This is a genomic window from Nitritalea halalkaliphila LW7, from assembly GCF_000265075.1.
Lineage (GTDB): Bacteria > Bacteroidota > Bacteroidia > Cytophagales > Cyclobacteriaceae > Nitritalea > Nitritalea halalkaliphila.
In genome coordinates, this window is record NZ_AJYA01000002.1 from 146,989 (window position 1) to 170,803 (window position 23,815).

The 23,815-nt window shown below is 46.0% G+C and carries 26 protein-coding genes, 1 tRNA gene and 5 pseudogenes; 23 read left to right on the top strand and 9 right to left on the bottom strand.

Features of this window, described 5'->3' with window-relative positions:
- Positions 1-30: 30 nt before the first annotated feature.
- The 3 genes from A3SI_RS17980 to rpmB are packed head-to-tail and all read right to left on the bottom strand — an operon-like array spanning position 31 to position 690.
- Positions 31-183 (bottom strand): DUF4295 domain-containing protein, encoded by a 153-nt coding sequence (locus A3SI_RS17980; protein WP_009053260.1) that lies wholly within the window; start codon positions 181-183, stop codon positions 31-33.
- Positions 184-230: 47 nt separating this feature from the next.
- Positions 231-413, bottom strand: coding sequence for a 50S ribosomal protein L33 (rpmG, locus tag A3SI_RS01220; protein ID WP_009053261.1), 183 nt, complete (start codon positions 411-413; stop codon positions 231-233).
- Positions 414-447: 34 nt separating this feature from the next.
- Positions 448-690, bottom strand: a complete 243-nt coding sequence (gene rpmB, locus A3SI_RS01225) for a 50S ribosomal protein L28 (protein WP_009053262.1) — start codon at positions 688-690, stop codon at positions 448-450.
- Between the two features lie 414 nt (positions 691-1,104).
- On the opposite strand from rpmB, the pseudogene rocD reads away from it, so the two are divergent.
- From rocD to A3SI_RS01235, 3 genes and pseudogenes are all read left to right on the top strand, one after another.
- Positions 1,105-2,393 (top strand): annotated as a pseudogene (gene rocD / locus A3SI_RS01230) (ornithine--oxo-acid transaminase).
- A gap of 391 nt (positions 2,394-2,784) precedes the next feature.
- Positions 2,785-3,270, top strand: coding sequence for a porin (locus tag A3SI_RS21970; RefSeq protein WP_316929031.1), 486 nt, complete (start codon positions 2,785-2,787; stop codon positions 3,268-3,270).
- 8 nt (positions 3,271-3,278) lie between these two features.
- The gene (locus A3SI_RS01235; RefSeq protein ID WP_316929032.1) at positions 3,279-3,992 is read left to right on the top strand and encodes a porin; all 714 of its coding nucleotides are present in this window, start codon (positions 3,279-3,281) and stop codon (positions 3,990-3,992) included.
- On the opposite strand, the gene A3SI_RS01240 is transcribed toward A3SI_RS01235, so the two are convergent.
- Together A3SI_RS01240 and A3SI_RS01245 are read right to left on the bottom strand one after the other, a co-directional pair.
- Entirely contained in the window at positions 3,982-5,112 is a 1,131-nt protein-coding gene (locus A3SI_RS01240; protein ID WP_009053263.1) for a trans-sulfuration enzyme family protein, read from the bottom strand. The genes A3SI_RS01235 and A3SI_RS01240 overlap by 11 nt on opposite strands.
- A gap of 14 nt (positions 5,113-5,126) precedes the next feature.
- On the bottom strand, positions 5,127-5,624 hold the full coding sequence (locus A3SI_RS01245; protein WP_009053264.1) for a DUF4293 domain-containing protein: 498 nt from the start codon (positions 5,622-5,624) through the stop codon (positions 5,127-5,129).
- A gap of 100 nt (positions 5,625-5,724) precedes the next feature.
- Here A3SI_RS01245 and A3SI_RS21975 point away from each other — a divergent pair, with 100 nt between their 5' ends.
- The 10 genes and pseudogenes from A3SI_RS21975 (at position 5,725) to A3SI_RS16885 (ending at position 14,489) form a co-directional block, all read left to right on the top strand.
- Positions 5,725-6,123, top strand: coding sequence for a tRNA pseudouridine synthase A (locus A3SI_RS21975; RefSeq protein ID WP_009053265.1), 399 nt, complete (start codon positions 5,725-5,727; stop codon positions 6,121-6,123).
- Positions 6,120-6,464, top strand: a complete 345-nt coding sequence (locus A3SI_RS21980; RefSeq protein ID WP_316929033.1) for a tRNA pseudouridine synthase A — start codon at positions 6,120-6,122, stop codon at positions 6,462-6,464. Before A3SI_RS21975 ends, A3SI_RS21980 begins: the two co-directional genes overlap by 4 nt.
- Before the next feature lie 4 nt (positions 6,465-6,468).
- A pseudogene (locus A3SI_RS01255) lies at positions 6,469-8,240 on the top strand (ABC transporter ATP-binding protein).
- 113 nt (positions 8,241-8,353) lie between these two features.
- Positions 8,354-8,962: a hypothetical protein gene (locus A3SI_RS01260; RefSeq protein ID WP_009053267.1), complete on the top strand. Its 609-nt coding sequence runs from the start codon at positions 8,354-8,356 to the stop codon at positions 8,960-8,962.
- Complete coding sequence (locus tag A3SI_RS01265) at positions 8,959-9,447, top strand: hypothetical protein (protein WP_009053268.1); 489 nt, start codon at positions 8,959-8,961, stop codon at positions 9,445-9,447. Before A3SI_RS01260 ends, A3SI_RS01265 begins: the two co-directional genes overlap by 4 nt.
- Positions 9,448-9,596: 149 nt before the next feature.
- Positions 9,597-10,127 (top strand): hypothetical protein, encoded by a 531-nt coding sequence (locus A3SI_RS01270; RefSeq protein WP_040669768.1) that lies wholly within the window; start codon positions 9,597-9,599, stop codon positions 10,125-10,127.
- A gap of 96 nt (positions 10,128-10,223) precedes the next feature.
- A pseudogene (gene hemE / locus A3SI_RS01275) lies at positions 10,224-11,251 on the top strand (uroporphyrinogen decarboxylase).
- Positions 11,252-11,653: 402 nt separating this feature from the next.
- Positions 11,654-12,387, top strand: a pseudogene (locus tag A3SI_RS01280) (DUF6733 family protein).
- A gap of 214 nt (positions 12,388-12,601) precedes the next feature.
- A complete protein-coding gene (locus A3SI_RS01285) occupies positions 12,602-13,465 on the top strand; it encodes a hypothetical protein (protein ID WP_009053272.1) in 864 nt (287 codons plus the stop codon).
- 832 nt (positions 13,466-14,297) lie between these two features.
- Positions 14,298-14,489: a hypothetical protein gene (locus A3SI_RS16885; protein ID WP_156810103.1), complete on the top strand. Its 192-nt coding sequence runs from the start codon at positions 14,298-14,300 to the stop codon at positions 14,487-14,489.
- Between the two features lie 80 nt (positions 14,490-14,569).
- Here A3SI_RS16885 and istB read toward each other — a convergent pair whose 3' ends face one another.
- On the bottom strand, positions 14,570-15,325 hold the full coding sequence (gene istB / locus A3SI_RS01295; RefSeq protein WP_009053275.1) for an IS21-like element helper ATPase IstB: 756 nt from the start codon (positions 15,323-15,325) through the stop codon (positions 14,570-14,572).
- A 58-nt stretch (positions 15,326-15,383) separates the two neighbouring features.
- Positions 15,384-16,958 carry an IS21 family transposase gene (istA, locus tag A3SI_RS01300; protein WP_009053276.1) on the bottom strand — a complete coding sequence of 525 codons (1,575 nt, stop codon included), beginning with the start codon at positions 16,956-16,958 and terminating at the stop codon, positions 15,384-15,386.
- A gap of 93 nt (positions 16,959-17,051) precedes the next feature.
- On the opposite strand from istA, the gene A3SI_RS16890 reads away from it, so the two are divergent.
- From A3SI_RS16890 to A3SI_RS01320, 5 genes are all read left to right on the top strand, one after another.
- A complete protein-coding gene (locus A3SI_RS16890; protein WP_050977299.1) occupies positions 17,052-17,798 on the top strand; it encodes an RNA-dependent RNA polymerase family protein in 747 nt (248 codons plus the stop codon).
- Entirely contained in the window at positions 17,788-18,408 is a 621-nt protein-coding gene (locus A3SI_RS16895) for an RNA-dependent RNA polymerase family protein (protein ID WP_156810104.1), read from the top strand. Before A3SI_RS16890 ends, A3SI_RS16895 begins: the two co-directional genes overlap by 11 nt.
- A 222-nt stretch (positions 18,409-18,630) precedes the next feature.
- Positions 18,631-18,936: an IS66 family insertion sequence element accessory protein TnpA gene (gene tnpA, locus A3SI_RS01310; protein ID WP_009053277.1), complete on the top strand. Its 306-nt coding sequence runs from the start codon at positions 18,631-18,633 to the stop codon at positions 18,934-18,936.
- A 557-nt stretch (positions 18,937-19,493) separates the two neighbouring features.
- On the top strand, positions 19,494-19,679 hold the full coding sequence (locus A3SI_RS19555; protein WP_009053278.1) for an iron chaperone: 186 nt from the start codon (positions 19,494-19,496) through the stop codon (positions 19,677-19,679).
- Positions 19,679-20,305 (top strand): YdeI/OmpD-associated family protein, encoded by a 627-nt coding sequence (locus tag A3SI_RS01320; protein WP_009053279.1) that lies wholly within the window; start codon positions 19,679-19,681, stop codon positions 20,303-20,305. The genes A3SI_RS19555 and A3SI_RS01320 overlap by 1 nt, the downstream gene beginning before the upstream one ends.
- Positions 20,306-20,768: 463 nt before the next feature.
- Here the strand turns inward: A3SI_RS01320 and A3SI_RS23475 are convergent.
- Both A3SI_RS23475 and A3SI_RS01330 read right to left on the bottom strand, forming a co-directional pair.
- A pseudogene (locus A3SI_RS23475) lies at positions 20,769-20,843 on the bottom strand (transposase); the annotation flags it as partial.
- A 352-nt stretch (positions 20,844-21,195) separates the two neighbouring features.
- A tRNA-Arg gene (locus A3SI_RS01330) sits at positions 21,196-21,269 on the bottom strand.
- Between the two features lie 269 nt (positions 21,270-21,538).
- Here A3SI_RS01330 and A3SI_RS01335 point away from each other — a divergent pair.
- Genes A3SI_RS01335 through rplS form a run of 5 tightly spaced genes read left to right on the top strand, consistent with a single transcriptional unit; the run spans position 21,539 to position 23,714 of the window.
- Complete coding sequence (locus A3SI_RS01335) at positions 21,539-22,030, top strand: 30S ribosomal protein S16 (protein WP_040669730.1); 492 nt, start codon at positions 21,539-21,541, stop codon at positions 22,028-22,030.
- 16 nt (positions 22,031-22,046) lie between these two features.
- Positions 22,047-22,331, top strand: a complete 285-nt coding sequence (locus A3SI_RS21985; RefSeq protein ID WP_316929034.1) for a ribosome maturation factor RimM — start codon at positions 22,047-22,049, stop codon at positions 22,329-22,331.
- Positions 22,316-22,576 carry a ribosome maturation factor RimM gene (locus A3SI_RS21990; RefSeq protein ID WP_316929035.1) on the top strand — a complete coding sequence of 87 codons (261 nt, stop codon included), beginning with the start codon at positions 22,316-22,318 and terminating at the stop codon, positions 22,574-22,576. Before A3SI_RS21985 ends, A3SI_RS21990 begins: the two co-directional genes overlap by 16 nt.
- A gap of 2 nt (positions 22,577-22,578) precedes the next feature.
- Complete coding sequence (gene trmD / locus A3SI_RS01345; RefSeq protein ID WP_009053282.1) at positions 22,579-23,286, top strand: tRNA (guanosine(37)-N1)-methyltransferase TrmD; 708 nt, start codon at positions 22,579-22,581, stop codon at positions 23,284-23,286.
- Positions 23,287-23,345: 59 nt separating this feature from the next.
- A complete protein-coding gene (rplS, locus tag A3SI_RS01350) occupies positions 23,346-23,714 on the top strand; it encodes a 50S ribosomal protein L19 (protein ID WP_009053283.1) in 369 nt (122 codons plus the stop codon).
- Positions 23,715-23,815 lie beyond the last annotated feature (101 nt).

Below are 23,815 nucleotides of genomic sequence, written 5' to 3' on the forward strand. Positions count from 1 at the left end.
GGGACGACCTAATATCCACCGAGGTAGCTATTATTTCTTTAGGGTTTCCTGCACCATAGCGGTGGGAACCATTTCTTCCTTAAAGGTGTAAGCGCCAGTCTTCTCAGACTTAATCGCACGGATAACCTTAGCATAAGTTACACCACCTTCTTTCTTCAGGGTCGCTACTACTTTCTTTGCCATAATTGTATCTTTTTAATGGGCCATCGTGAAATGACCCCGGTAAAACCTTACTTAATTTCTTTATGTACCGTCACCTTCTTAAGGATCGGGTTGAATTTTTTCAATTCAATGCGCTCCGTTGTGTTCTTACGGTTCTTCGTCGTAATGTAACGGGAAGTACCCGGCATGCCAGAAGTCTTATGCTCTGTGCATTCTAAAATGACCTGTACTCTATTACCTTTCTTCGCCATCTCGGTGTAAATTTATATCGTTCTGCTAATCGGATTACTTAATGATGATCATACCCTTACGCTCAGCATCTTTTAATACAGCGCTGATGCCATTCTTATTGATCGTTCTGAGGGCCTTGCTGCAAACCTTCAAGGTAATCCACGCATCCTCTTCAGGAACATAGAAAGACTTCTTGTGCAAGTTCGGATAAAACTTACGCTTTGTCTTGTTGTTCGCATGCGATACATTATTACCTACTCGAGGTCTTTTACCGGTGATTTCACAAACTCTTGCCATGATATATTCAAATGTATAGTATTGACGTATTTCTAAATGAGTTTGCAAATATCGACCTTTTTAACGAATATACAAAAGTAACCAGAAAAATATTTCCCTAAATTCCTGTAATTCATCGAAGTATTCGGGTCACTATCCTCTAGTTCCTTCTTTTTCCTGCAAGTCTACACCGAAAGACGCTCTGAGCGGCGTGCCGCTAAGCCGAACTCCGCTCAGAGGTGCCGATGCCCTGCCGCCGAGAAATTAACTTTGCGGCTCGCCGCGCCCCTTTTTTTAACTTTTTTCAGTTCCATGCACCTAAAAAAAGGGCCGCTATTCCGCTTAAAGCCAGCTGTCCAGGATCTGTGGGCGGAAAGTTTTTAAACCCAAAATCCTTTTAGTAGCTTTGTTAGAAACAGAAGACAATACGAGGTTATGGAAACGATAAAAACGAGTCAAGAGGCCATCGCTTTAGAGGATGCGTATGGCGCACATAATTATCACCCACTGCCGGTCGTGCTGGCGCGAGGTGAAGGGGTGTACCTATGGGATGTCGAAGGCAAGCGCTATTTCGATTTTCTGTCGGCCTATTCTGCCGTGAATCAGGGACACTGCCACCCACGGATTTTGCAGACGCTCGTGGAGCAGGCCGGAACGCTGACGCTCACATCGCGGGCGTTTTATAATGATCGCCTCGGCCCATTCGAAAAATACATTACCGAATACTTCGGCTTCGAACAGGTGCTGCCGATGAATACAGGTGCTGAGGCTGTGGAAACGGCCGTAAAAATAGCCCGTAAGTGGGCTATGAAAAAAAGGGAGTGCCTGCCCATCAGGCGAAAATCATCGTAGCCGATAATAATTTCCATGGACGGACGACCACCATCATCTCCTTTTCAAATGATGAAAACGCACGGAAGGATTTCGGCCCCTACACGCCGGGATTCATCCGCATCCCTTATGACGATGTGCCGGCACTGCAGGAGGCGCTCCAAGATCCCGATGTCATCGCCTTCTTAGTGGAACCCATCCAAGGGGAGGCTGGAGTCTACACGCCTGCGCACACCTATATGGCGGAGGCAGCAGCGGCCTGCAAAGCGGCTGGGGCCTTGTTTATAGCAGACGAAATCCAGACGGGCATCGCACGGACAGGATCGCTGCTGGCTGTGTGCGGCCACTGTACCTGTACCGGGCACTGTGAACAGCAGCCAGCTACCTATGTGCGCCCAGATATGCTGATCCTCGGTAAAGCCATCTCTGGGGGTTTTTACCCCGTGTCGGCTGTGCTCACGGACAAGGCCATTATGGAGGTGATCCGTCCGGGACAGCATGGCTCCACGTTCGGGGGGAATCCACTCGGTGTACAGGTGGCCATGACGGCTCTAGAAGTGGTGCGCGATGAGAAATTAGCCCAAAACGCACGTCGCCTAGGAGAAATTTTCCGGGAACGTATGCAGCAGCTGGTGGATAGCTGTGAAATTTTAAGCTTGGTGCGGGGTAAAGGGCTTCTAAATGCGATCGTCGTAAATGACGCCCCAGACAGCAGCACGGCATGGGACATGTGTGTGGCGCTGAAAGAGGAAGGCCTACTGGCCAAACCTACCCACGGGAATATCATCCGCTTTGCACCGCCACTGGTCATGACCGAGGAGCAGTTACACGCCTGCTGCGCGATCATCGAAAAGGTGGTGCATCAGTTCGAGGCCTCGCATAAGCCGGCCTAAAAGAGGGTCCGGGCAGCGGAAGGGAGAGGGAGGTGACCCGATGCCTTCCCACACCCGCCTTTTCCTCAGGTAAGCATGCAGAATAAAGCCGAAAAAAGGGGAAGCAGAACCTTTTTTCGGCTTATTTTTTTGCGTTCCGGCAAACTCAAAAAAAAAAACTCTATAGGATTTTACAATTTCTTAACATAGAAAAGGGGTTCTACGGGGGCTAGCCTTATGTTTAGCAGGATGGATGCAGGAATGGCCCTGTGTATGTTTCCTGAATGTAAACAAATAGGGCGCTAAAAAGGATTTCCTTCTCACATCCGTAATAATAGGCTAATGGTTTCTTCACAACTTTCGCAGAAATAAAGAAGACCTTTGCATCGCTGTACTAAAAATAACCAACGCGATGCGTTACTTCTTCCTCACGATCTGTGTGTGGGCGGGAATGGGAATGAGCTTGCTTGCAAGGCCTGCTGCTTCTGACTCCGCCGGCACAGAACAGGCGCGTGTGCACCAAGCTTCCAAGCCCTGGTATGAAACCATCCAGCTAAGGGGTTATGCGCAGCTGCGCTACAACAGGCTTTTGGAGACCAATCCGAACTTGCAATGCGAGCAGTGCGATCGCTCCTGGGGCGAAAATGGTGGCTTTTTCTTCCGCCGGATACGTATGATTTTTTATGGACAAATTCACGAGCGGGTGTACATGTATATTCAGCCGGATTTTGCGTCGGGGGGGAATAATACGGTCCAAATCCGGGACGCTTACTTCGACTTAGGTATCGACCGCAAACAGGAGTTCCGCCTACGGATCGGCCAGTCTAAAGTGCCTTTGGGTTCGAAAACTTACAGTCGAGCCAAAACCGGATTCCGCTCGATCGAAACGATGGCTTAAACTCTGCCGTGGCTAATGAGCGGGACATCGGAGTGATGGCTTACTGGGCGCCGACGCATATCCGCAAGCGCTTCAGCCGCTTGGTCGCCTCGGGACTGAAAGGCTCAGGTGATTACGGGGTGCTGGGTGTAGGCCTGTATAATGGACAAACTGCGAATAGCCCCGAAAAAAACAACAGCCTGCATGTGGTTTCTCGGGTCACGTATCCTTTCGAGCTGCCGTCGGGGCAGTTGATCGAAGGCTCTTTTCAGGGGTATACGGGAAAATTTGTGATCAATAGGAACCCGCTGACGGATTTCGACCAAACGGAATTCGAGGAGTTTCGCTATGGGCCGAGCTTTATCTTGTACCCACAGCCTTTCGGGATTCAGGCGGAATTCAACTGGGGGAGGGGTCCTGAGTTTAATCCAGAGACGAATGAGGTAGAAGATGCGCCACTGCAGGGCGGCTATGTTTTAGCCTCCTACTATCTACAGACGGGGAAGGATTTATTTATTCCATTTACGCGCTATCATTATTACTCCGGGGGTAAAAAACATGAATTGGACGCAGCGCGGCATCGTGTGCGTGAGTTGGAGATCGGCGTGGAGTGGCAGCCGCATCGGCATTTCGAGCTGGTAGCCATGTACACGATCTCGGATCGGACAGCAGAAAATTCACTGAATCCCTCGAATCGGCAGCGGGGCTCTCTTTTGCGCCTACAGGCGCAAATCAATTTTTAATGCGCAGGGGAATAGTGGTGATGGCCTGAATTAGGTCGGCGATCAGGTCTTCGGGGTGTTCCAGACCCACGGAGAGGCGGATCAAATTTTCGGGCGTTTTCGTGTCCGGGCCTTCCACTGCTGCGCGGCGCTCGATCAGTGTTTCTACGCCTCCCAAGCTGGTAGCATTCGTGAAGAGCTGGAGTCCCTCGATAAAGGCATCCGTCTGCTGGGCATCGCCTTCGAAGAGAAAGCTGAGCATGCTCCCAAACGCGCGCATCTGCCGCGCCGCCAGTGGATGCTGCGGATGGCTTTCCAAGCCCGGGTAATAGACGCGGGAAATGGAGGGAGCATCTTCTAAGAAGCGTGCGATAAGCATGGCATTCGCCGCGTGGGCGCGCATGCGGTAGGGGAGCGTTTTAATGGAGCGGGTTAGAAAATAGCAGTCGAAAGGGGAGGGAACGGCGCCACCCACCTGCTGGATGGTTCGGATTTTTTCCCAGAGGGGGCTTTTTTCAGCGCTGACTACCACGCCGCCGGTAAGGTCACTGTGGCCGCCGATAAACTTGGTGCTACTGTGCATGACCAGGTCCGCACCCAGCAGCAGCGGCTGCTGAAAAATCGGACTTGCAAAGGTATTGTCACAGGCTAGGACCACTTTTTTCTCTTTGCAAAGCTGGCTGATGCCGGCGATATCGCTGATTTTTAGGAGCGGATTAGAGGGGGTTTCTACCCAAACCAGGGCCGTTTCTGGTCGGAAGGCGGCGCGTACAGCTTCTAAATCGCACATGTCCACGAAATCCACTTCCAGCACGCCCGCGAAGAGATTTTTCAGCTGCAGCCGTAGGCCATGGTACATATCGTCAGGAGCCAGAACATGACTGCCTGCCGGCAAAGCTTGAAAAACGGCCATCCCGGCGGCATTTCCGGAGCTAAAGCAGGCTGCCTCCACGCCGGATTCCAGTTGCGCCAGCACTTTTTCCAGGGCCCGCCGGTTCGGGTTTTCGGTTCTACTGTAGAGCAGGGCGCCTGCTTCATGGCGAAAGGTCGTGGAGAGCGTGATCGGCTGTATGACGGGGTGCTCTCCGGCTACATGTTCATTTCCTGCGTGTATGGCGATGGTTTCCGGTCGTAAAGGCATAAGGAGGGAGCGGGTTAGCGGATGCGGTCTATGGAGCGCACTAATTTTTCATCTTTTCGGATGAAGCGATTCGCCAGCATGTTCATGACCAAGGCGAAAAACACTGCCCAAAACCCGAGTACGAAGGCTCCATTTACGCCGGGGTTGATGATTGCATTTGCTTGGTGCACCTGCCAAACCATGCTGATGACCGTGCCCATCATCAGGAGGGCATTGACCATGTTCAGCATCAGCTGTCGGCCTCGGTCTTTATACTGAAGTAAGCTAAAAAGGGCCAGCAGTGCTGAGGTGAGCGCCAGCCCGCCAATGTAGAAAACGGACTTTTCTGCCAGCACCTCTTGGGAGTCTATGGCGATGGTTTTCAGGCTCCAAGCCGTCAGCATCATGCGCTGCGTTTGAGCGGGATTTACTTGCTCCCAGATGGGGGAGAAGGCGACGAGCACCATGCCACGGCCAAAAGAAAGAGAAAGACGGATTGGATTCTTTGAATCATTACATTTAAATTTTAACAAATAAAAAGGGTTATTTCCTGAATCACAAGGTAAAGATAGGCGAAAGGGGGGAAATTAAACGGCGCCTTGGTTATCTTTGCAGGTGATGAGGAGATATTTTATGCACTTGGCCTATGATGGCAGCCCCTATCATGGCTGGCAGACGCAGCCGAATGCCCATACGGTGCAGCAGGAAATAGAGGAGGCGCTGGCTCGGATCTTGCGCCGGCCCTGCCCGATTATGGGAAGTGGCCGCACGGATACGGGCGTACATGCCTTAGAGCAGGTGGCCCACTTCGATATGGAGGAGGAGGTGGAGGAAGCGCTGCTGCGCAAAAAGTTAAACGGAATTTTACCTCCAGCCATCGCCATCCACGCGATTCGGGAGGTGCAGGCCGATGCACATGCCCGCTTTGATGCCCTAGACAGAAGTTATCGCTATGAGCTGCGGCTGCGTAAGGATCCCTTTGCGCCGGGCGCGCCTGGACGCTTTATCAAATGCCTGAGGTGGAAAAAATGAACGAAGCGGCGCATTTTTTGTTAAGTCAGGAGGATTTTCAGTGTTTTAGTAAAGTGCACACCGATGTAAGCCATTTTCGCTGCACCCTGCATGAAGCCTACTGGGTGCAGGAGGGCCAGGTGCTGCGTTTTCATATCCGCGCGAATCGTTTTCTTCGCGGAATGGTGCGGGCCATCGTGGGAACCTTAGTAGCATTAGGGCAGGGGAAAACTTCGCTCAGCGCGTTTCAGGAGATAGTAGCCTCCGGTGACAGGAGCCAGGCGGGGGCTGCAGCGCCTCCACATGGGCTCTATTTAAGTAGTGTGCGGTATCCAGAGTCCCTATACAAGACGAAACAGTAGAATTTTGAGTTTAGAACAAGAACAAGTTAAGAGTGGCGAAATCATCGATACCAAAGTGCTCAAGAAGCTCTACGGTTTCGTGCAGCCTTACCGCAAGCAGTTTTTTGCTTTGGTGTTTTTAACGATAGCACTGGCTATTTTGGCGCCCACGCGCCCCTACTTCATCCAGATCGCCATCGATGAGCATGTGGCCATCGGCGATCGTGAAGGGCTACTGCGGATCATCTATTTGTTAATCGGGCTGATGGTGATGCAGGCTATCGTACAGTTTCTGCATACGTATCTTTCCGGCTGGATCGGGCAGGTGATCATTCGGGATATACGCATTAAGCTCTACCGCCACCTGACGCGGATGCGGCTGAAGTTTTTCGATAATACGCCGATCGGCAGACTGGTGACGCGTAATATTTCGGATATCGAAACACTGGCGGATGTGTTCAGTGAGGGCTTGGCTGCTATTATCGGGGACCTGCTCCAGCTGGTGACCATCCTCGGGGTGATGTTTTATATCGACTGGAAACTAACCCTGGTGAGTTTATGCACGCTGCCTTTCCTGATTATCTCGACTTATGTGTTTAAGGAAAAAATCAAAGTCGCTTTTAATGATGTGCGCAATGCGGTCTCGAACTTAAATTCCTTCCTGCAGGAGCATATCACGGGGATGAATATTATCCAAATTTTTAACCGCGAGCAGCGGGAGTACGACCGCTTTAAGGCGATCAACAAGGACCATCGCACGGCGCATATCAAGTCGGTGCTGTATTACTCGATTTATTTTCCTGTGGCGGAGATCATTCAGGCCATGGGTATCGGCCTAGTGGTCTGGTATGGAGCACGGGAGTTTTTAATATGGAGCTGCAAGTTGGGGTGCTGATCTCTTTTATCATGTACTTACAGTTGTTTTTCCGTCCGATTCGTATGATCGCGGATCGGTATAATACCCTGCAGCTGGGGGTGGTGAGTTCTAGTCGTATTTTTAAACTGCTCGATTCTCAGGAACATATTGCGGACGAGGGGTCCTTTGCGCCAGCTAAGATCCGGGGAGAAATTCAGCTCCGGAAAGTATGGTTCGCCTATAACGAAGAGGAGTGGGTGCTAAAAAATATCGATTTTAAGGTGGCCTCTGGCCAAACGGTGGCGCTGGTGGGGGCCACGGGAGCGGGGAAATCCTCGATTATTAATTTGATATCCCGTTTTTACGAAATCAACAAGGGCGAGATCCTTTTAGATGGTCGCACTATCCAGGATTACAGCTTGGGGAATTTGCGCAAGCATATCGGTGTCGTGCTCCAGGATGTTTTTCTGTTTTCAGATACTATTTATTATAATATTACGCTGGGGAATCCGGACATCAGTCGGGAGCAAGTGCTGGCGGCGGCGGAGCTGGTCGGGGCGCGTAAGTTTATCGAGCGGCTGCCGGGTGGTTTAGATTATAATGTGATGGAGCGTGGGGCCACCCTATCTGTGGGGCAGCGTCAGTTGATTTCTTTCGTGCGGGCCATGGTGTATAATCCTGCTGTCATTATCTTGGATGAGGCCACTTCCTCGGTAGATACTGAGACGGAGGAGCTGATTCAGTCGGCGATCGAAAAGATGATGCAGGGACGTACCAGTATCGTCATCGCGCATAGGCTTTCTACGATCCAAAAGGCCGATCGTATCCTCGTCTTGCATCAGGGTGAGCTTAAAGAGAGTGGAACCCATGAGGAGCTCCTGCAGCAGCAGGGCTATTATGCGAATTTACACCAGATGCAGTTAAAGTCTGTAGCCATTTAAGGCTGAATTCAGGTCGGGCATGGTTTTCGAGTAAAAGTTTTCGAAAAAAAGTGCTGCTTTTCCCTTTTCGAGGGATAGTTTTGCGCGATTAGTTAGTTGAAATGCTTAAAAAGATGAAAAAGCTGAGGTTTTTAGTATGCGCACTGCTGATAAGTGGTGGCTTATGCGTGCAGTCTGCACAGGCGCAGGAAGATGGAGTGGGACTTCGTTTAGGCGAGCCGCTTTCTGTGACGTATAAGAAGTTTTTAGATGAATTTTTCGCTCTGGAGCTGATGATAGGGAGTGCGGGCCCGAATAGTCAGGGCTATTATCAGCGCGCTTTCGAGCGTAGGCCCACCGTACCTAATGCTTTCTATGCAGGGCATTCTCACACGGGAGGTTTCTCCATAAATTTACGCGGGATGATCCATGAGGACTTCACAGGAGATTTAGGCATCTCTGAGGGCGTTCTTTTAGGCTATGTAGGAGCAGGAGCACAGCTGCGCTCCATCGGAGTGAATTACCTCTACACAGACCCCTCCATCAATCCGAACATTCCGCTACGCGATCGGCGAACGAATATCGATTTTGGCGGAGAGATTTTCGGCGGGGGCGAGTATTATTTCGATGAACTGCCGATAAGTGTTTTCGCGGAATTGGGCTTATTCGTGCAAGTACTCGATCGTTTCGGCCATCTTCGCCTACAAGGGGCCATTGGGGTGCGTTATTTATTGGGGAGATGAACAAGAACGCGGCCTTAGGTACAGGATTTTTGCTGATTCTGCTGGTTGGGTTTGGCCTTTGGAAGCGCTACAGCGCGAATTACGACCTATCCCTCACCCAGCAGGAATTGGCTGCTGACTGGACCCTGTATGGGGAGTGGTTTATCGGTACGCCAGCAGAAAAGCGTATGAAGCAGGTTTTCGAGCGGGTAGAGCGCCAGGTGTTAGGTCAGGGCGACATTTTACATACCTGGTACGCGCAGGAGCCGGGGGGTAAGTTGGATACCTTGGCTGTATTTATCGGAGGCGAGAAGCCTTATGCGGGGGCGGAGGTTTTGGCCGTAGGCCAAATGGAGGCGCTTATCGCTTCTGTGGTAGCCGAGCGCCGTCAGCTTCCGGGCCCAGAAAAGGTGAAGCGGCTCTGGTGGATTTTGCTCAGCAAAAGGGGCTTCCCGCGCCAGAAGTGTTTATCGATCGCCTCGTTCGGGAGGATTCGGTGGTGGTGATTGCTTTGCCAGCGGGGAAACTTTCTTGGCCGGGAGCGAAGAATAAGTGAACGTAAGCGAATTTTATTCGTATCTGCTAGTAGTTTGGTATTATTTTAGTGCGCGAAACGAATAAAAATGCTATGGTAAAAAAATACATTTTAGCAGTTATGGCCTTGGGATTCATGGTCGTGGCTGCCTGTGAGGGGCCTGCGGGACCCCCGGGATTAGAAGGACCTCCAGGACCTCCGGGAGGCTTGCTTTTAGCCGAAGTGGAAGAGATAGTGGTGAATTTTAATGAGGAGAATGATTTTACGGTGGTTAGAGACCCTGCGGATTCTCCCATTTTCCCGATAGAAGACTCTGATGTGGTCTTGTTTTACCTGCTTTGGGAAACGACGAACGATACGCCTCCATTAGATATTTGGAGGCCTGTTCCTCAGAATATTTTCTTCCCTGAGGGGGTGCTCGTTTACAATGCAGATTTCACGCGGGAGGATTACTCCGTCTTTTTAGAGGGAACCATTAATCCTCTTTTATTAGGGCCAGAGTTCACACAAAATCAGGTTTTTCGTGTGGTCGTCCTTCCTTCACAGTTCCTGACAAATGGGCGTATCGATGTGAATGATTATGATGCGGTCATGAAGTTAATCGGAAACCCTAAAGATGAGGATATTCCACGTTTTGATCTTACCAAGTAAATGCTACCAGTAGGAGGATATAGAAAAGCAGCTTGTTCGGAGCTGCTTTTTTTATGAGTCTGCCGAAATTTATACCTTAACCTTTATCTTTGCGCTATGCAATTACAAAATGATCTTCTCTTACGTGCTGCTCGAGGCGAGGCTGTGGAGCGCACTCCTGTGTGGCTGATGCGTCAGGCGGGTAGGATACTTCCAGAATACCGTGCGGTACGGGCGAGTGTGAGTGGTTTTATCGAGCTGGCTCAGACGCCAGAATTAGCGGCGGAGGTGACCATTCAGCCAGTGGATTTACTGGGAGTGGATGCGGCGATTATCTTTTCGGATATTTTAGTGATTCCCGAGGCGATGGGTTTGCCTTATGAGATGGTAGAGAAGCGCGGGCCTTTTTTTCCAAAAACCGTAAAGTCCGCTGCTGATTTAGCTACTTTACGTGTGGCTGATGGAGTGGATGATCTAAGTTATGTGATCGAGGCCATTAAAATCACGAAAAAAGAATTAGCAGGCAGGGTACCGCTGATCGGTTTTGCAGGAGCTCCCTGGACGATTTTCGCCTACATGTTAGAGGGTAGTGGCAGCAAGACCTTTAGCCGTGCGCGTGAGGCTTTGTACACCCAACCAGAGTTTTCGCATCAGCTGCTCCAGATGATCACCGACAGTACCATCAATTATCTTCGGGCTCAAGTAGCTGCTGGTGCGGATTTGATACAAATTTTCGATAGTTGGGCGGGGATTCTTTCTCCTGACCATTATCTTACCTTTTCTCTTCCTTATATCGAGCAGATTTGTTCTGCTCTTCCTGAGGTACCGCGGACGGTATTTGCGAAAGGGGCCTTTTTTGCACTAGAAGAAATGGGACAGTTATCTTGTGAAACGATAGGCTTGGATTGGAACATGCGCGTAGAAGACGCTAAGCGTCAAATAGGTTCTGGGAAGACGCTTCAGGGTAATTTAGACCTGCGGCACTTTATGGCACACATGAGCAGGTGGCTGAGGCTACCCGCGCCATGTTAGATCGCTTTAAGGGCCTGTCTCACATTGCGAATTTAGGGCATGGTGTGTATCCAGACATCGATCCTGCTAAGGTAAAAACGTTTATCGAGACGGTTAAGGGATATCGGGCATAAATGGGTGCCTTTTGATGCACTTCGTATAAGAAAAAAGGGGCTTTAGCCCCTTTTTTTATGCGGGTATAGGTGTGTTTTTTAGAAGGGGAGGAGAGGTAGAGGTACGTAAGTTTTTACTCCTTTTACGACGTTCTGTTACAAATACAAGCTGCTGGCGAACAAAACGACGCTTTTCAGGTCATCGGAAAGCGCGGTAAGGGCAGGATTAAATAAAGGGTCATAATTTTGAAAATAGTGTAAGAGCTTAGATTTTTGATTGAAAATAACACTTAAAAAACTCAAAGCTATTGCAAAATCAAAAATAATGGTTAAATTTACAACCATAAACCACTAAGTACATGTAGGCCGGCTACACGACAAGTGTCAAATTAAAGCAGTTTAAACATTAACCTATTAAACAAGATGAAATCAAATCTTACCCAGACGGTAGGGAAAGTTCTTGTAGCATTTTCCTTCCTATTCGTACTCTCTACTTCTTCTTATGCGCAGTCAGATGAGAAGTTTAGTTTAGATGTGACCCTTAATTCAGATCAGTTTTTCGGATTCTATCCTTTTTTTACGGGTAGTTATGCTGTAAGTAGTACGCTGGACTTTACCTTTTATGGTATTCAGTGGTCAGGTGGTACTGGAGGCGCGTGGGGAAACTGGACTGAATTTGGTGTCGGTGTGAGTGTAGACATCGCAGAGGGTATCAGTTTTAATCCTCAAATCGGTATTTTAGGGGGTAATTTACTCTCTTCTGGTGCGGGGGGTGCCTCTGTTTTAGGCGACGGATTTGTGCCGAATCTAACTATCGGTATAGATCGCGCGAAGACGGAAGGGGAACTTTATGCAGGTTTTTATGCTCCTGGACGTAATAAAGCTCCTGAAGGTGGCACTACCTTATCTTTCTTGCACTACTGGGCCAACTTTGGTTACAAGGTGTCTCCATTCTTCTCTGTAGGTGGTCATTATGAGCACCTTATCAACACGGGTGGATCCAATGTAGAGTCTGCAACAGACACCTATCAGTGGTTAGGACCTATGTGCAGTTTGCAGATCCAAATGGTGGTGCTATGGTTCGTTTTGCCTTCGGTACTGACCTTGTAGAGGGGCAGGACTCTTTCTTCAAGCTTACGGTAGGCTATAGCTTCTAAGTTTTACGATTTTTTTTAAAACAAGAGCCGCCCATTTGGGTGGCTCTTGTTTTTACTGCTATTTCAGAGTATATTTAGTTGATGAGTTGGTTTTCCTTTTGAAACTAAAAAACAGGAAGTGTGCGCTATCTAATTTTATCTTTTTGGCTGTGTGTGTTTTTTCTCACTGCCTGTTCCTCTGACGCAGAGCGCGAGCCATTTACTCTGACGGAGGGTGCTATCGTTTTTTCGCGACTCTCTTGCGATCGATGACAGTAAGTTTAGTTTTTCGTGGATTTTCAGTCCTGAGATTTTTCAGGATACTCTTTTGGGTTTTGGGGATGGGACGTTTCGGAGTATCAATCTCTTTCATGCGCGAACTGGAGCCTTTTTGACGAACTATGAGCGAGATAGTATTGATTCCTACATTATTCCGGTGAAGGACATGGGATGTTTACATATTCAGGACGATGAAATTTATATCTTGAATACGCTCGTTCGTAAGATTTTCGTTTTTACATTAGATAAGCAGTTTAAGCGAAAGATTGATTTGGTTATGCCAGATGCGCACACCAAGCCCACCTATGAGGGGATATTTACACGCGTAGGCGACACTTTTTATATTAGCACGGTACATGATGGGCCTTTAGCTGAACGGTTTAAAAACTCTAAATTGGTCAGTGTTTTTGATTTGGAGGGGAATTTTTCACATAGTTTTGGTTCTTATCCGGAGAATTACACGCAAGGAAACTTGGTTTTAAGCACAAATGAGCATAAAGTAATCAAGGGAGATCGCATGTTTATTTTGAATGTGGCAGGTCTTCCAGTTCTGAAGGAGTACAGCTTAGCGGGTGAGTTACAGGCGATTTATCCGCTCTCTCCTCCTTCATTCGATACTGAGATTGGTTTCTACCAGTCGGATCCATTTGCCTCCCCGCTTACGGATCAAATGAATGGGCTTGCCTTAGATCCAGCTGATCCTCGGGATATTTTATATGCGAGTTTTTCTTCCTTTGACACGCGGGAACGTTCATCGTATGGACTGTCCACATATCGATGGATTATTTTACGAATAGACTTAGATGCCAAAACGATTTAAGAGGTACCTATTACTGGTGCGGATCATCTTCACTTAACGCGCGCACTTTTACCTGAAGTAAAAGGAGATACACTTCATGTCTTGATGCGCGATCCGGATGAGGCGCTTTACCTGAAGCGCTTCGTTATCGGAGAGGTTTCCGGTTCAGGGGAGTGATTCAACCTTCATGCAGGTGACAGACGCTTGTGCGGTACCTTGTAAACTGAAGGAGGTTCATCCAAATGGTGCTACAGCCACTTACGATTGCGGGGAATACGGTGAAATAACTGTCGCACTTGGTACAACAGTTCTAAGTTAATTTAATTGAAAATAAGCATGCGCGACTCTGCGCATGCTTTTAATTTTGACTTTATGAGGAAGACGATAATTTATATTTGCGCTCTTTATATGTTGGGGATGGTCTCGTGTGAAACTAAAGGACTGGAACACTTTGATAATCTCGCAGGTGCCGTGATATATAGGGATTCTTTACGGATTCAAGATGATGGGTTTAGCTTTATAAGCATGCGAAACCCCATTCTTGTGCAAGATAGTATATTAGGATTTGGAGACAATACGTTTCGCAGCATTAACATATTCCACTCACGAAATGGATCGTTTTTAATGACATTTGAGCGCGATAGTGTTGATAGTTTTATTCTTCCCGTAAAGGATATGTCCTTATTCGATGTTGAGAGAGATACAGTCTATATACTGAATAATCTAGTTTCATTCTATTTTCGTTTTTTCGTTAGAAAAAGAGTTCATTAAAAAAATTGATTTAAATTTTTCAGACGATCGAATGAAGGCAGCGTCAAGAGGCATTTTCGAAAAAAAGGGGGATAAATTCTACGTGAGTACAGTCGCAGACCATGGAGGACTTAAAGAACAGTTTAAATACTCTAAATTGGTCAGTGTTTTTGATTTGGAGGGGAATTTTTCACATAGTTTTGGTTCTTATCCGGAGAATTACACGCAAGGAAACTTGGTTTTAAGCACAAATGAGCATAAAGTAATCAAGGGAGATCGCATGTGTAGTCGGTAACTGAATATGCACCAAAAATGGTAAATAGGAATGCGCCAAAAATGGCAACAGGAATGCACCACTTTGTAAATATAGGTATGTTATTGTTGCTGATCAAAGAAAGTTTTCCTATTTTCCATTCTATAACTTTTTCCAGATAGGTTTATAATATCGCAATGAAAAAGGAGTCGATCCAATAGAGCTGTCGCCAGCACCTCATCATCGAGCATTTTGGCCCATTCCGCAGGGCTTTTATTGGTCGTAATTATAAAGCATGTACGTTCATAAATCTGGTTGATAAAGTTGAAGAGTGCATTAGCTACACTCTTGTCTACTGGAAAAAGCATGATATCATCCAGAATAATCAGGTCTGCTTTTAGTAATCTTTTGTATTCGGCCATAGCTGTCCGAGTCATATCTTTGAGCTTAAGAATATTGGTAAGGTCTTCCATAGATTTAAAGTAGGTTTTGTATCCCTTGTCCACCGCATCTGCTCCGAGTCCAGCGGCAAGGAAGGTTTTACCTGTTCCGGAAGGCCCCATCAGCATGAGGTTGAAGCCCTGGTCGAGCCAGTTCAGCTCTCTCAATTGGTTTACCCTTGCGATCTTGAGTCCATTCTCTGCTTTGTGATCGTAAGTGTCCAGGTCGTTTTTAAGCGGTAGATTTGCTGCTTTTCTTCGCCTGATGACTTCATTGTTAGACCGATGTGTAGCTTCATGCCTGAGCAGTTCGAGGAAAAAGTCCATGAAGCCCGAGCACTGTTTTTCTGATTTGGCCACCACTTGGGGGAGTCCAGCTGCCATTCCGGTGATTTTAAACTGCCTGCAAAAGGCATTGATCTGTTCTTTCTGTTCCATTTTTTATGGTTTTGGCCATGGGCTTTGCATCATTGAAAAGGCCCATGGCGATTGTTTTTTAGCTGTTTTCAGTAATTTTTTTATTGTTGATAATGGCTTCATATGCGCCTATGTTGCTTTTCTCTGGCTGTACTAGGGCCATTTCTGGTAGTTTTCCGTTTAGTGGATTGAGAATCTTCATGTTCGGTTCGACTTTTCTTTGGGAGCTCTGAAGCTCAAGGATAGCCTTAAAATCAGAAGCCCTGTAGATGGATTTTTCAATACAGTATTTTAATGTGAGTTCCACTAGATGGGTCTGGATCCCTTCAATGGCCTTTTCGATCTTGTCTAGCTGGTCCCTGATATAGCGAGGATTTTCTTCTCTGATCCGTTCTAACCATTCAAGAGCCAGTTCTTGATGGGGAAACATCCCTGCAGCATTGGCAATCCTTTCGTCGATGGAGCCGGTTTTGTTCCTGCCATGATCGGTTTTCTTTATTTTTTGACCTGTGCCCAGAGCAAGGAAGTGACGACAGATTTCGGTTTTGTCGTCCAAACGACTCATGACCAGTTCATCTGTCTCTACGTGTAGGGCGATGCGTGTTCCCTTTCCTTTGTAGGTTCCAAGAGGCAGGGAATAAAAATTGCCCTTGTAAGAGATGGAATTGTCTTTACGCACGGCATATAGGTTCGGTGAGGCCTGCTTGGACAGACAGGGCCTGTAAGGGGTGAGATAAGGCTGTTCAATGATGTATTCGGAATAGGGGGATTTTTTGGTTACCCCGTGAGGCAGAGCATTTGCCGTACGGCCAAGCCAGTCCATGACCTCATCGTTTAGCGTTTCGATAGTGTGGAAGGTACGGTTATAGAGGAAGTTCATTTTGACGTATCTGACCACATTCTCCACCTTCCCCTTACTTTCTGGGTCAGATTTTCTGCAAAAGTACAGGCTGAAGGACTGTTCCTGTGTGTAGGACCTGAATGTATCGGTAAGGATGAGGTCGCCACCGTTTTCGGAGACCATAAATACCTTATCCTGATCATAGACAATTTCCACTGGAACACCTCTCATGTAGGCAAAGGCTTTTTCATGAGCCTCAACAGCCAACAAAGAGGTGAAGTGACTCTCCGTGAACCACACGTATTTAAACCGAGAGCGAGAAAGTGTGAGGATAAAGAAAAATACTTTTACCCTGCTACCAGACGTTTTGCGCATGTTGTATTCGCCAAAATCTACCTGAGCCTGTTTTCCATAGGGAAGCTCTTCCACCATCTCATATTCACGGGGAGATCTGATGAAAGGCAGGTTATGCTTTCGCCTAACCCAGGAAACAAAATTAAAAACAGTCTTTTGGGACACTTGCGGCAGATCCTTGAAGTGCTCTTTGAGCCAGTCATGCATCTGAGCTGCTGGGGTATCCCTGAATTTCTCCAAACGGGACTTGACAAAAGACTCATAGGGTGACAATACCTTGCTCCGTTCGGCGTGCCGGACCATCATCTGCTCGAACTCCAGTTCGGTCATCGAAAGATACTTACTCACCGTACGGCGGTTGAGGACTAACTCTTCGCTTATCTGCCTAATGGAAAATCCTTCCCTGTAGAGGCGGTGAATCTCAAAATAAACCATAAATTTGTTTAAATACACATTCATAAAGTGCTAGTTTTGATACGCTAGCAAAATAGTCCAAAATCCCTTAGGGGCATGCCCTAAGGGATTATTGGTGGTGCATTCTTGTTGCCAAATATGGTGCAGTCTTATTTACCGAAATTGGTGCAGTTGTATTTACCGATTACAAGCTTTTTTTATGCCAGTCATTTGGATGCTTTAATTTTTAGCTATTATGCTCATATTTTGTCTGACACCTATGAAAAGAAGATCAAGGAGCCAATTTACGACCTATCAGAGGTAGTAAATGCTTATCGGTCTATTCCGGTAAATCCATTAATCATCGATGGACCAAATAAGTGCAATATTGACTTTGCCAATGATGCATTTGAATTTATCAGATCATATGAAGAGGAGGAATTTGTGGTCATTGCCTTTGATATTTCTAGTTTCTTTGACAACCTTAATCACAAGCTTCTAAGAGAAAGATGGGCACAAGTTTGGGGGAATGTTGGTGGGTTGAAAAATGGAGAACTCCCCTCAGATCATTTTAATGTTTTCAAGAATATCACTAGATTTAGTTACATTGATATCGTAGATATATTTGAGGAATTCAAAGATAGAATTATCACCAGGAAAACCAGAAAAGATGGTTCATTTGGTCCTTTCAAGGAAAAGCCTGTAAAGAAGATTAAATACCTCAGGAATCAAAATGCTTTGGCTTTTTGCAATCTAAAGGATTTTTTAAAAGTAAAGGGTAAGTTGCTTCAACCTTCAAAGACTAAAAAGCTGAAAGATGGGAGAGTTGTGCCAAGAAATTTTGGGATTCCTCAAGGATCCCCCATCAGCTCAGTACTTGCAAATATCTATCTCTTTGAATTTTGATAAGGCTATCAATGAATTTGTGAGATCAAATGGATTGTATAGAAGATATTCAGATGATATAATAGTCGTCTGCCCGAAGTCAATGAAATCCGACTTAGAAGACCTGGTTTACTCGGAAATAAAAAAAGTTTGTTTGGAAATACAGCCAAAGAAAACACAGGTTTTTCATTTCAAAAGAGATGAGTCCAATCAGCTTAAATGTGGACAAGAGTTTGAAAATGGGATTAATTGGAATAAAAACCTTGTTTATCTCGGTTTTGAGTTTGATGGTCAGTATTCCTTTTTGAAATCTGCCAGTCTTTCTGGATATTATCGGAAAATGAAGAAAAATGTCAAAAGAGCAAAGCATTTTGCTTCAAAGCGATATTCAAAAACCAAAGGAGAACTTTTTAAAAGGAGGATCTTCAGGAAGTTTTCTTATAAAGGAGCAAAAAGGTTTAGGAAATGGGTGTGGAATGACAAAATGTCCAAATTCGAAAAGTCCGATTATTATAACTATGGCAACTTCCTTACATATGCTAAAAAAGCTGCTGAAAACATGAATAACAACAAAATCAGAGGGCAGATAAAAAGACACTGGAATATTTTGAATGATTTGATCAAAAATTAAAACTTATAAGATATGGCCATAAAAGGAGAAAAATACCATTTGATAGAAGTAGAAAGTTACTTGCCCAGAAGTACTTCCAGACTGTATGTGGAAGTCCATATACATCCTGTGCTAGGCCAGGCAGGTTTTCCTGCGGATGTGTATGTGCAATGTTCAAAAGAATTGTATCCGTTCGACGAACCCCATATTTTCTGTAGGCGAGGGATTTTGTAGTCTTGCGGAATGGAAAGAAGAGATAAAGCGTTTTACCAGGAGCTTTACCGGGAATGGCTTAGCTCTGGTTTAAAGAAGTCTGTGTTTGCTGCAAACCGAGGTATTAATCGAACTACGTTCTACTACTGGTGCAAAAAGCTAGAAGTAGTAAGTGAGCCGATTTCCGAGCCATTCACAAGCTTTAAGCGCCTTGCAGCTTTGGCTCCAGCGATAGAGCAGCAGCCTTTTTTGAAAGTAACCTTACCGAATGGTATCCGCGTTACTTTTTATGAGGAGATTTCAACTGAACATCTAAAAAGACTCTTGGCATGTTAGCGCTTTTCTCTGCTACGCGCCATTTTCTGTACAAACAGCCAATAGGTATGCGCTAGGACATTCAGGCTTTAGCAGCCAACGTATACGCTAACTCTCGCTGGGCAGGCCTAAGCTTATAGACGTTACATTGAAATCGATAATATTTTAGTCGAAAATGCTGCCATGCTAACGAAAAAAAACAACGACCCGCTAACATCACCTATACGCAAGCAAGGGTTTCGTGCTTCGTAGGACAGGAAAGTGCTAAATTTGAAGTTCAGTTCTTTTTATGAAGTTCAACCCAAAAAGTCCTGCCTGCGTGTAGCTGAATCCCGTTATGGGCAAGGCTAAACACAACAAACGGTTTAAAAAAACGGATAACTTAAAATGACTATGGATAATATTGCAAAAAAAGTTCAGCAGAAGACTACTTCAATACGCAACCTGATAATGTGAAAAATACATTGCTCCAAATTAGACAGTGTATTTTTAAAGTTGTTTCTGATGCAGAAGAATTATTGAATTATAATATCCCAGCGTATGCTCTCATAAAAAATGGCAAAAGAGAATAACAAATAATGATTGCGGGCTACAAAAATCACCTTGGACTTTATCCTCACCCAACGACAATTGAGAAATTTAATAAAAAATTAAAAGAATACAGAAAAGGAAAAGGTTCTGTTCAGTTCCCAATAAATAAACCTTTGCCCGAAGAACTGATTATCAAAATGATTGAATACAGGTTAAACCTTCTAACAAAATAATGAACCCACAAGTAGACAAATATCTCATTGACGGCTGTATGCGTTGTAAATATGGCGGAACGCCACAATGCAAAGTCAATAATTGGCAGGAAGAGTTGGAAATGCTAAGGCAGATTGTTTTAGAGACAGGCTTGACAGAAGAAATAAAATGGGGTGTGCCTGTTTATACAAAAAATGGAAGAAATATTGTAACCGTGAATGCTCTCAAAGATTCAGCTAATCTTGGCTTTTACAAAGGGGCATTATTGAAAGACAGCTACAAAATTTTAGAGCAACAAGGGAATGTTCAAGCTGCAAGATTAATTCGCTTTACCAACACAGAAAAAATTTCAGATTTGACAGATGTTTTAAAAGCGTACGTTTTGGAAGCAATAGAAATTGAAGAAAGCGGAAAAAAAGTAGAGCTCAAGAAAAACCCTGAACCTATACCTGACGAACTTCTTGAAGCATTTGAACAAGACCCTGCATTTAAACAAGCATTTTACGCATTAACAGCAGGAAGACAAAGGGGCTACATCATTTATTTTTCACAGCCCAAGCAATCACAAACAAGAATTGGACGAATAGAAAAACATAAAGAACAGATTTTTAATGGAATAGGTCTGAATGACAGGTATAGATGTTGACGACTGAAAAAGAAGCCCAGCCCATAACAGATAGAGTTTCGTGGCGGCTGAAAGCCAAGCCATGAAACTCATGTTGAACAGCCTGCCCCGTTTTTTTCGGGGGAAGCTTCGGTAGCGGCGGTGCTATTATGGGAGTTTCGAGAGGGGGGTGCGGATTTCAAGAAGCGCTAAAAGCCTCTTTCTTTATTTTTCTTCTGCAAGAAGTGCTCTTCTATTCATGTTTTATAGTTGACAGAACACAGTTTTCCTTTCCCAAAAGGTAACATTTTGGGGAGGTTGAAGTTTGGCTAATGCCCAAATAAAATTTCGGAGGACCTCTCTGGTCAAAGGCGGCAATGACAATCAGCTTACCCTCTTTGCAGCACTGACACTTCCGGATAGCTTCTTTTTTGTTTTCCAGCTTAACTTCAATACTTCGAATCCCCATCTTAGCTTGTAAATCTCTCAGCTTACTTCGTTTCCAAGTACTACTTAAAAACCCATAGTGCCTGATCTTTACAAGGCCTTTTGGTAAAATATGAAGTGCATATCGCCTTATTGGATATTCCGGAACATGTTGACCCCTCGACTGCGGAATGATTTTGAAGAGCGAAAGTGGTCTGAAAGGCCAGAATCGACTGACATTCCGGCGGATGCTGACCCCCTACACAAGGTGATTCTGTTTTTTTCCGGAGCATGCTGAACCCTTTTAGCTCGTAATTCCGGAGGATGTTGACCCCCTTTTCAAATGGTTTTGGTTTCTTAGCAGATTCTTTATCGCATCTGCTAACACGAATAACAAGCTACTGCCTTCTAACTGGGCCAAGTACATAGGCCAATTATAAGTCCAATACGTAGTTCGTCGAACGAATACAAAAAATCCTCAATACAGCCTGCATAGAGGAGGGTAGGTAGCCCGACAGAGAATCGAACCTGTATCTAAAGTTTAGGAAACTTCTATTCTATCCATTGAACTACGGGGCCAGTAAAAGCGGTAGAAGTGGGGATAGGACATGGGCTTTGGGCCGGGAGGCCCAAAGTGAGTGCCATCCACCCCTTACGCTTTCGCAAGATAAAACTTTCTTCCTGAAATCCCTCAAATATATTTGCTTGATTCCATGCGAATTAAATTATTTGCGCTATCTTTGCACCTCTAAAATTATGATGGACGAGATCCATCTCTTACTTAACATCATTATTGTAATATGGCAGTAAAAATCAGATTAGCACGTAGAGGTAGAAAAAAAACTCGCTATCTACGATGTAGTTGTAGCTGATGCAAGAGCTCCACGTGATGGACGCTTTATCGAAAAAATCGGGACGTATAATCCCAACACTGACCCGGCATCGATTAACATCAACAATGAGCGCGCTCTTAAGTGGTTGTTAAACGGAGCACAGCCTACCGATACGGTTCGCGCGATGCTTTCGTATCGTGGTGTATTGTTGAAAAAACACTTGCATATCGGTGTACTAAAAGGTGCATTAACACAGGAGCAAGCAGATGCTAAATTCCAGGCTTGGGTAGACACCAAAGAAGGTGCTATCACCGGTAAGGTAGATAAAATCGCGGCGGCGAAAGCGGAAGCGAAGGCAAAAGCGCTAGAAGCAGAAGCAGCGAAAAACCAGGCGCGTCTGGATGCGATCAAGAAGCGTCAGGAGGAAGCAGCAGCAGCTGAGGCAGCCGCTAATGCACCTGCTGAAGAGGCGAGCGCTGAAGGAGAAGAAGGTACTGCAGAAGCTTAAGTCTTAGGAGATACTCATGAACATCGAACAGTGTTTTCAACTTGGTTATGTGGCCAAGGTTCATGGGTTGCAGGGAGAAGTGCAGCTCAAGCTGGACGTAGATGATCCCTCTCCTTACGAGGAGCTGGAGCATTTGTTCCTCGAAATGAATGGCCGTCTGGTGCCTTACTTTCTGGAGCACCTCGTGCTACAGCCGGGGGATCGGGCGCTGACGAAGTTCGAGGATGTAGAAGATGTGGAGATGGCGAGTGCCTGGTGGGCAAAGGAGTCTATCTCCCCCTGTCTATGCTCCCACCATTAGAAGAAGATCAATATTATTATCATGATCTGGTCGGATTCGAGGTGCAGGATGAGCAGCATGGAAGCATCGGTACAGTAGATGCACTTTACGACCTGCAGACACAAAACCTTCTGGGGGTAACCTACCGAGGAAAAGAGGTTCTAATTCCGATTACGGATGGAATTCTTATTCGAGTAGATCAGCGCGAAAGAAAAGTCTATACGCGACTGCCAGAGGGCTTACTTGACTTATATTTGGAAGACTGAGGATGCATATAGATATTATCAGTGTAGTTCCGGGATTGTTAGAGGGGCCTTTTTCGCATTCTATTTTAAAGCGTGCGGAGGAGAAGGGAATCGCCACGGTTCGGGTGCATAATCTGCGTGATTATGCCACGGGCAAGCAGAAGCAAGTGGATGATTACGCTTTCGGTGGAGGAGCTGGCATGGTGCTCATGGCAGCACCGATAGCGGCCTGTATCGAAGCACTCAAGCAAGAACGAGATTACGATGAAATTCTCTATATGACCCCGGATGGTGCTCCCTTTTCTCAGCCGATGGCCAATGCGCTTTCGCTGAAAAAGAATATTATGATTCTCTGTGGTCATTATAAAGGAGTAGACGAGCGTATTCGTACGCAGTACATCACTCGGGAGATCAGCATCGGAGATTATGTGCTGTCGGGAGGAGAGCTCGCAGCAGCTGTGGTGGCAGATGCCCTCATACGCTTGCTGCCGGGAGTGCTGAACGATGAGACCTCCGCGCTGACGGATTCCTTTCAGGATGGTTTACTCGCTCCGCCGGTCTATACACGACCAGCAGTGTGGAATGGAGAAGCTGTTCCAGAGGTACTCTTGTCCGGTCATACTGAGCATATAGCCAACTGGAGATTTGAAGCATCGGTTCGTCGAACCCAAGAGCGTAGACCGGACTTGTACCGGAAATTCGAAGAGGGAGACGAGAATAGCACACGATAGATTATAGAAACATACAGGCTGCCTGACACGCAGCAGCAAAACGCAAAACATACAAAGCTATGAGCGATTTAATTAAATTTGTAGAAGCAGAATACAGCGAAGCGAGAACGAAGTTTCCTTCCTTCAAGTCTGGTGATACCATAAATGTACACGTACGTATTAAAGAGGGTAATAAAGAGCGTATCCAGCAGTTTCAGGGTACTGTTATCCAGCGTAAGAACGTGAACACAAACGGCGAAACCTTTACGGTGAGAAAAATTTCTAACGGTATCGGTGTAGAGCGTATCTTCCCTATCCTTTCACCAAGCATCGAGCAGATCGATCTGTTAAGAGAAGGTAAAGTAAGAAGAGCACGTCTGTTCTACTTGAGAGGACGTCAAGGAAAAGCAGCACGTATCAAAGAAAAAATCAGACCAAGAACGAAATAAGCGTTCCACGTCGATCACGTATAAAAAGGGAGTCCTCAGGGGTTCCCTTTTTGTGTTTCAGCTGATAAAATGAACGAAATTCCCTATCTTTACCAGCTGAT

Coding starts and splice junctions, on each gene's coding strand:
- A3SI_RS21990 (WP_316929035.1), top strand. CDS start 22,316: ATGCTCCCACCATTAGAAGAAGATCAATATTATTATCATGATCTGGTC.
- trmD (WP_009053282.1), top strand. CDS start 22,579: ATGCATATAGATATTATCAGTGTAGTTCCGGGATTGTTAGAGGGGCCT.
- A3SI_RS21980 (WP_316929033.1), top strand. CDS start 6,120: ATGAACGAAGCGGCGCATTTTTTGTTAAGTCAGGAGGATTTTCAGTGT.
- A3SI_RS16890 (WP_050977299.1), top strand. CDS start 17,052: ATGGTGCAGTCTTATTTACCGAAATTGGTGCAGTTGTATTTACCGATT.
- A3SI_RS19555 (WP_009053278.1), top strand. CDS start 19,494: ATGATTGCGGGCTACAAAAATCACCTTGGACTTTATCCTCACCCAACG.
- istB (WP_009053275.1), bottom strand. CDS start 15,325: ATGGAACAGAAAGAACAGATCAATGCCTTTTGCAGGCAGTTTAAAATC.
- A3SI_RS21970 (WP_316929031.1), top strand. CDS start 2,785: ATGCGTTACTTCTTCCTCACGATCTGTGTGTGGGCGGGAATGGGAATG.
- A3SI_RS01240 (WP_009053263.1), bottom strand. CDS start 5,112: ATGCCTTTACGACCGGAAACCATCGCCATACACGCAGGAAATGAACAT.
- A3SI_RS01260 (WP_009053267.1), top strand. CDS start 8,354: ATGAAAAAGCTGAGGTTTTTAGTATGCGCACTGCTGATAAGTGGTGGC.
- rplS (WP_009053283.1), top strand. CDS start 23,346: ATGAGCGATTTAATTAAATTTGTAGAAGCAGAATACAGCGAAGCGAGA.
- tnpA (WP_009053277.1), top strand. CDS start 18,631: ATGGAAAGAAGAGATAAAGCGTTTTACCAGGAGCTTTACCGGGAATGG.
- A3SI_RS01265 (WP_009053268.1), top strand. CDS start 8,959: ATGAACAAGAACGCGGCCTTAGGTACAGGATTTTTGCTGATTCTGCTG.
- A3SI_RS17980 (WP_009053260.1), bottom strand. CDS start 183: ATGGCAAAGAAAGTAGTAGCGACCCTGAAGAAAGAAGGTGGTGTAACT.
- istA (WP_009053276.1), bottom strand. CDS start 16,958: ATGAATGTGTATTTAAACAAATTTATGGTTTATTTTGAGATTCACCGC.
- A3SI_RS01320 (WP_009053279.1), top strand. CDS start 19,679: ATGAACCCACAAGTAGACAAATATCTCATTGACGGCTGTATGCGTTGT.
- rpmB (WP_009053262.1), bottom strand. CDS start 690: ATGGCAAGAGTTTGTGAAATCACCGGTAAAAGACCTCGAGTAGGTAAT.
- A3SI_RS01270 (WP_040669768.1), top strand. CDS start 9,597: ATGGCCTTGGGATTCATGGTCGTGGCTGCCTGTGAGGGGCCTGCGGGA.
- rpmG (WP_009053261.1), bottom strand. CDS start 413: ATGGCGAAGAAAGGTAATAGAGTACAGGTCATTTTAGAATGCACAGAG.
- A3SI_RS21975 (WP_009053265.1), top strand. CDS start 5,725: ATGCACTTGGCCTATGATGGCAGCCCCTATCATGGCTGGCAGACGCAG.
- A3SI_RS21985 (WP_316929034.1), top strand. CDS start 22,047: ATGAACATCGAACAGTGTTTTCAACTTGGTTATGTGGCCAAGGTTCAT.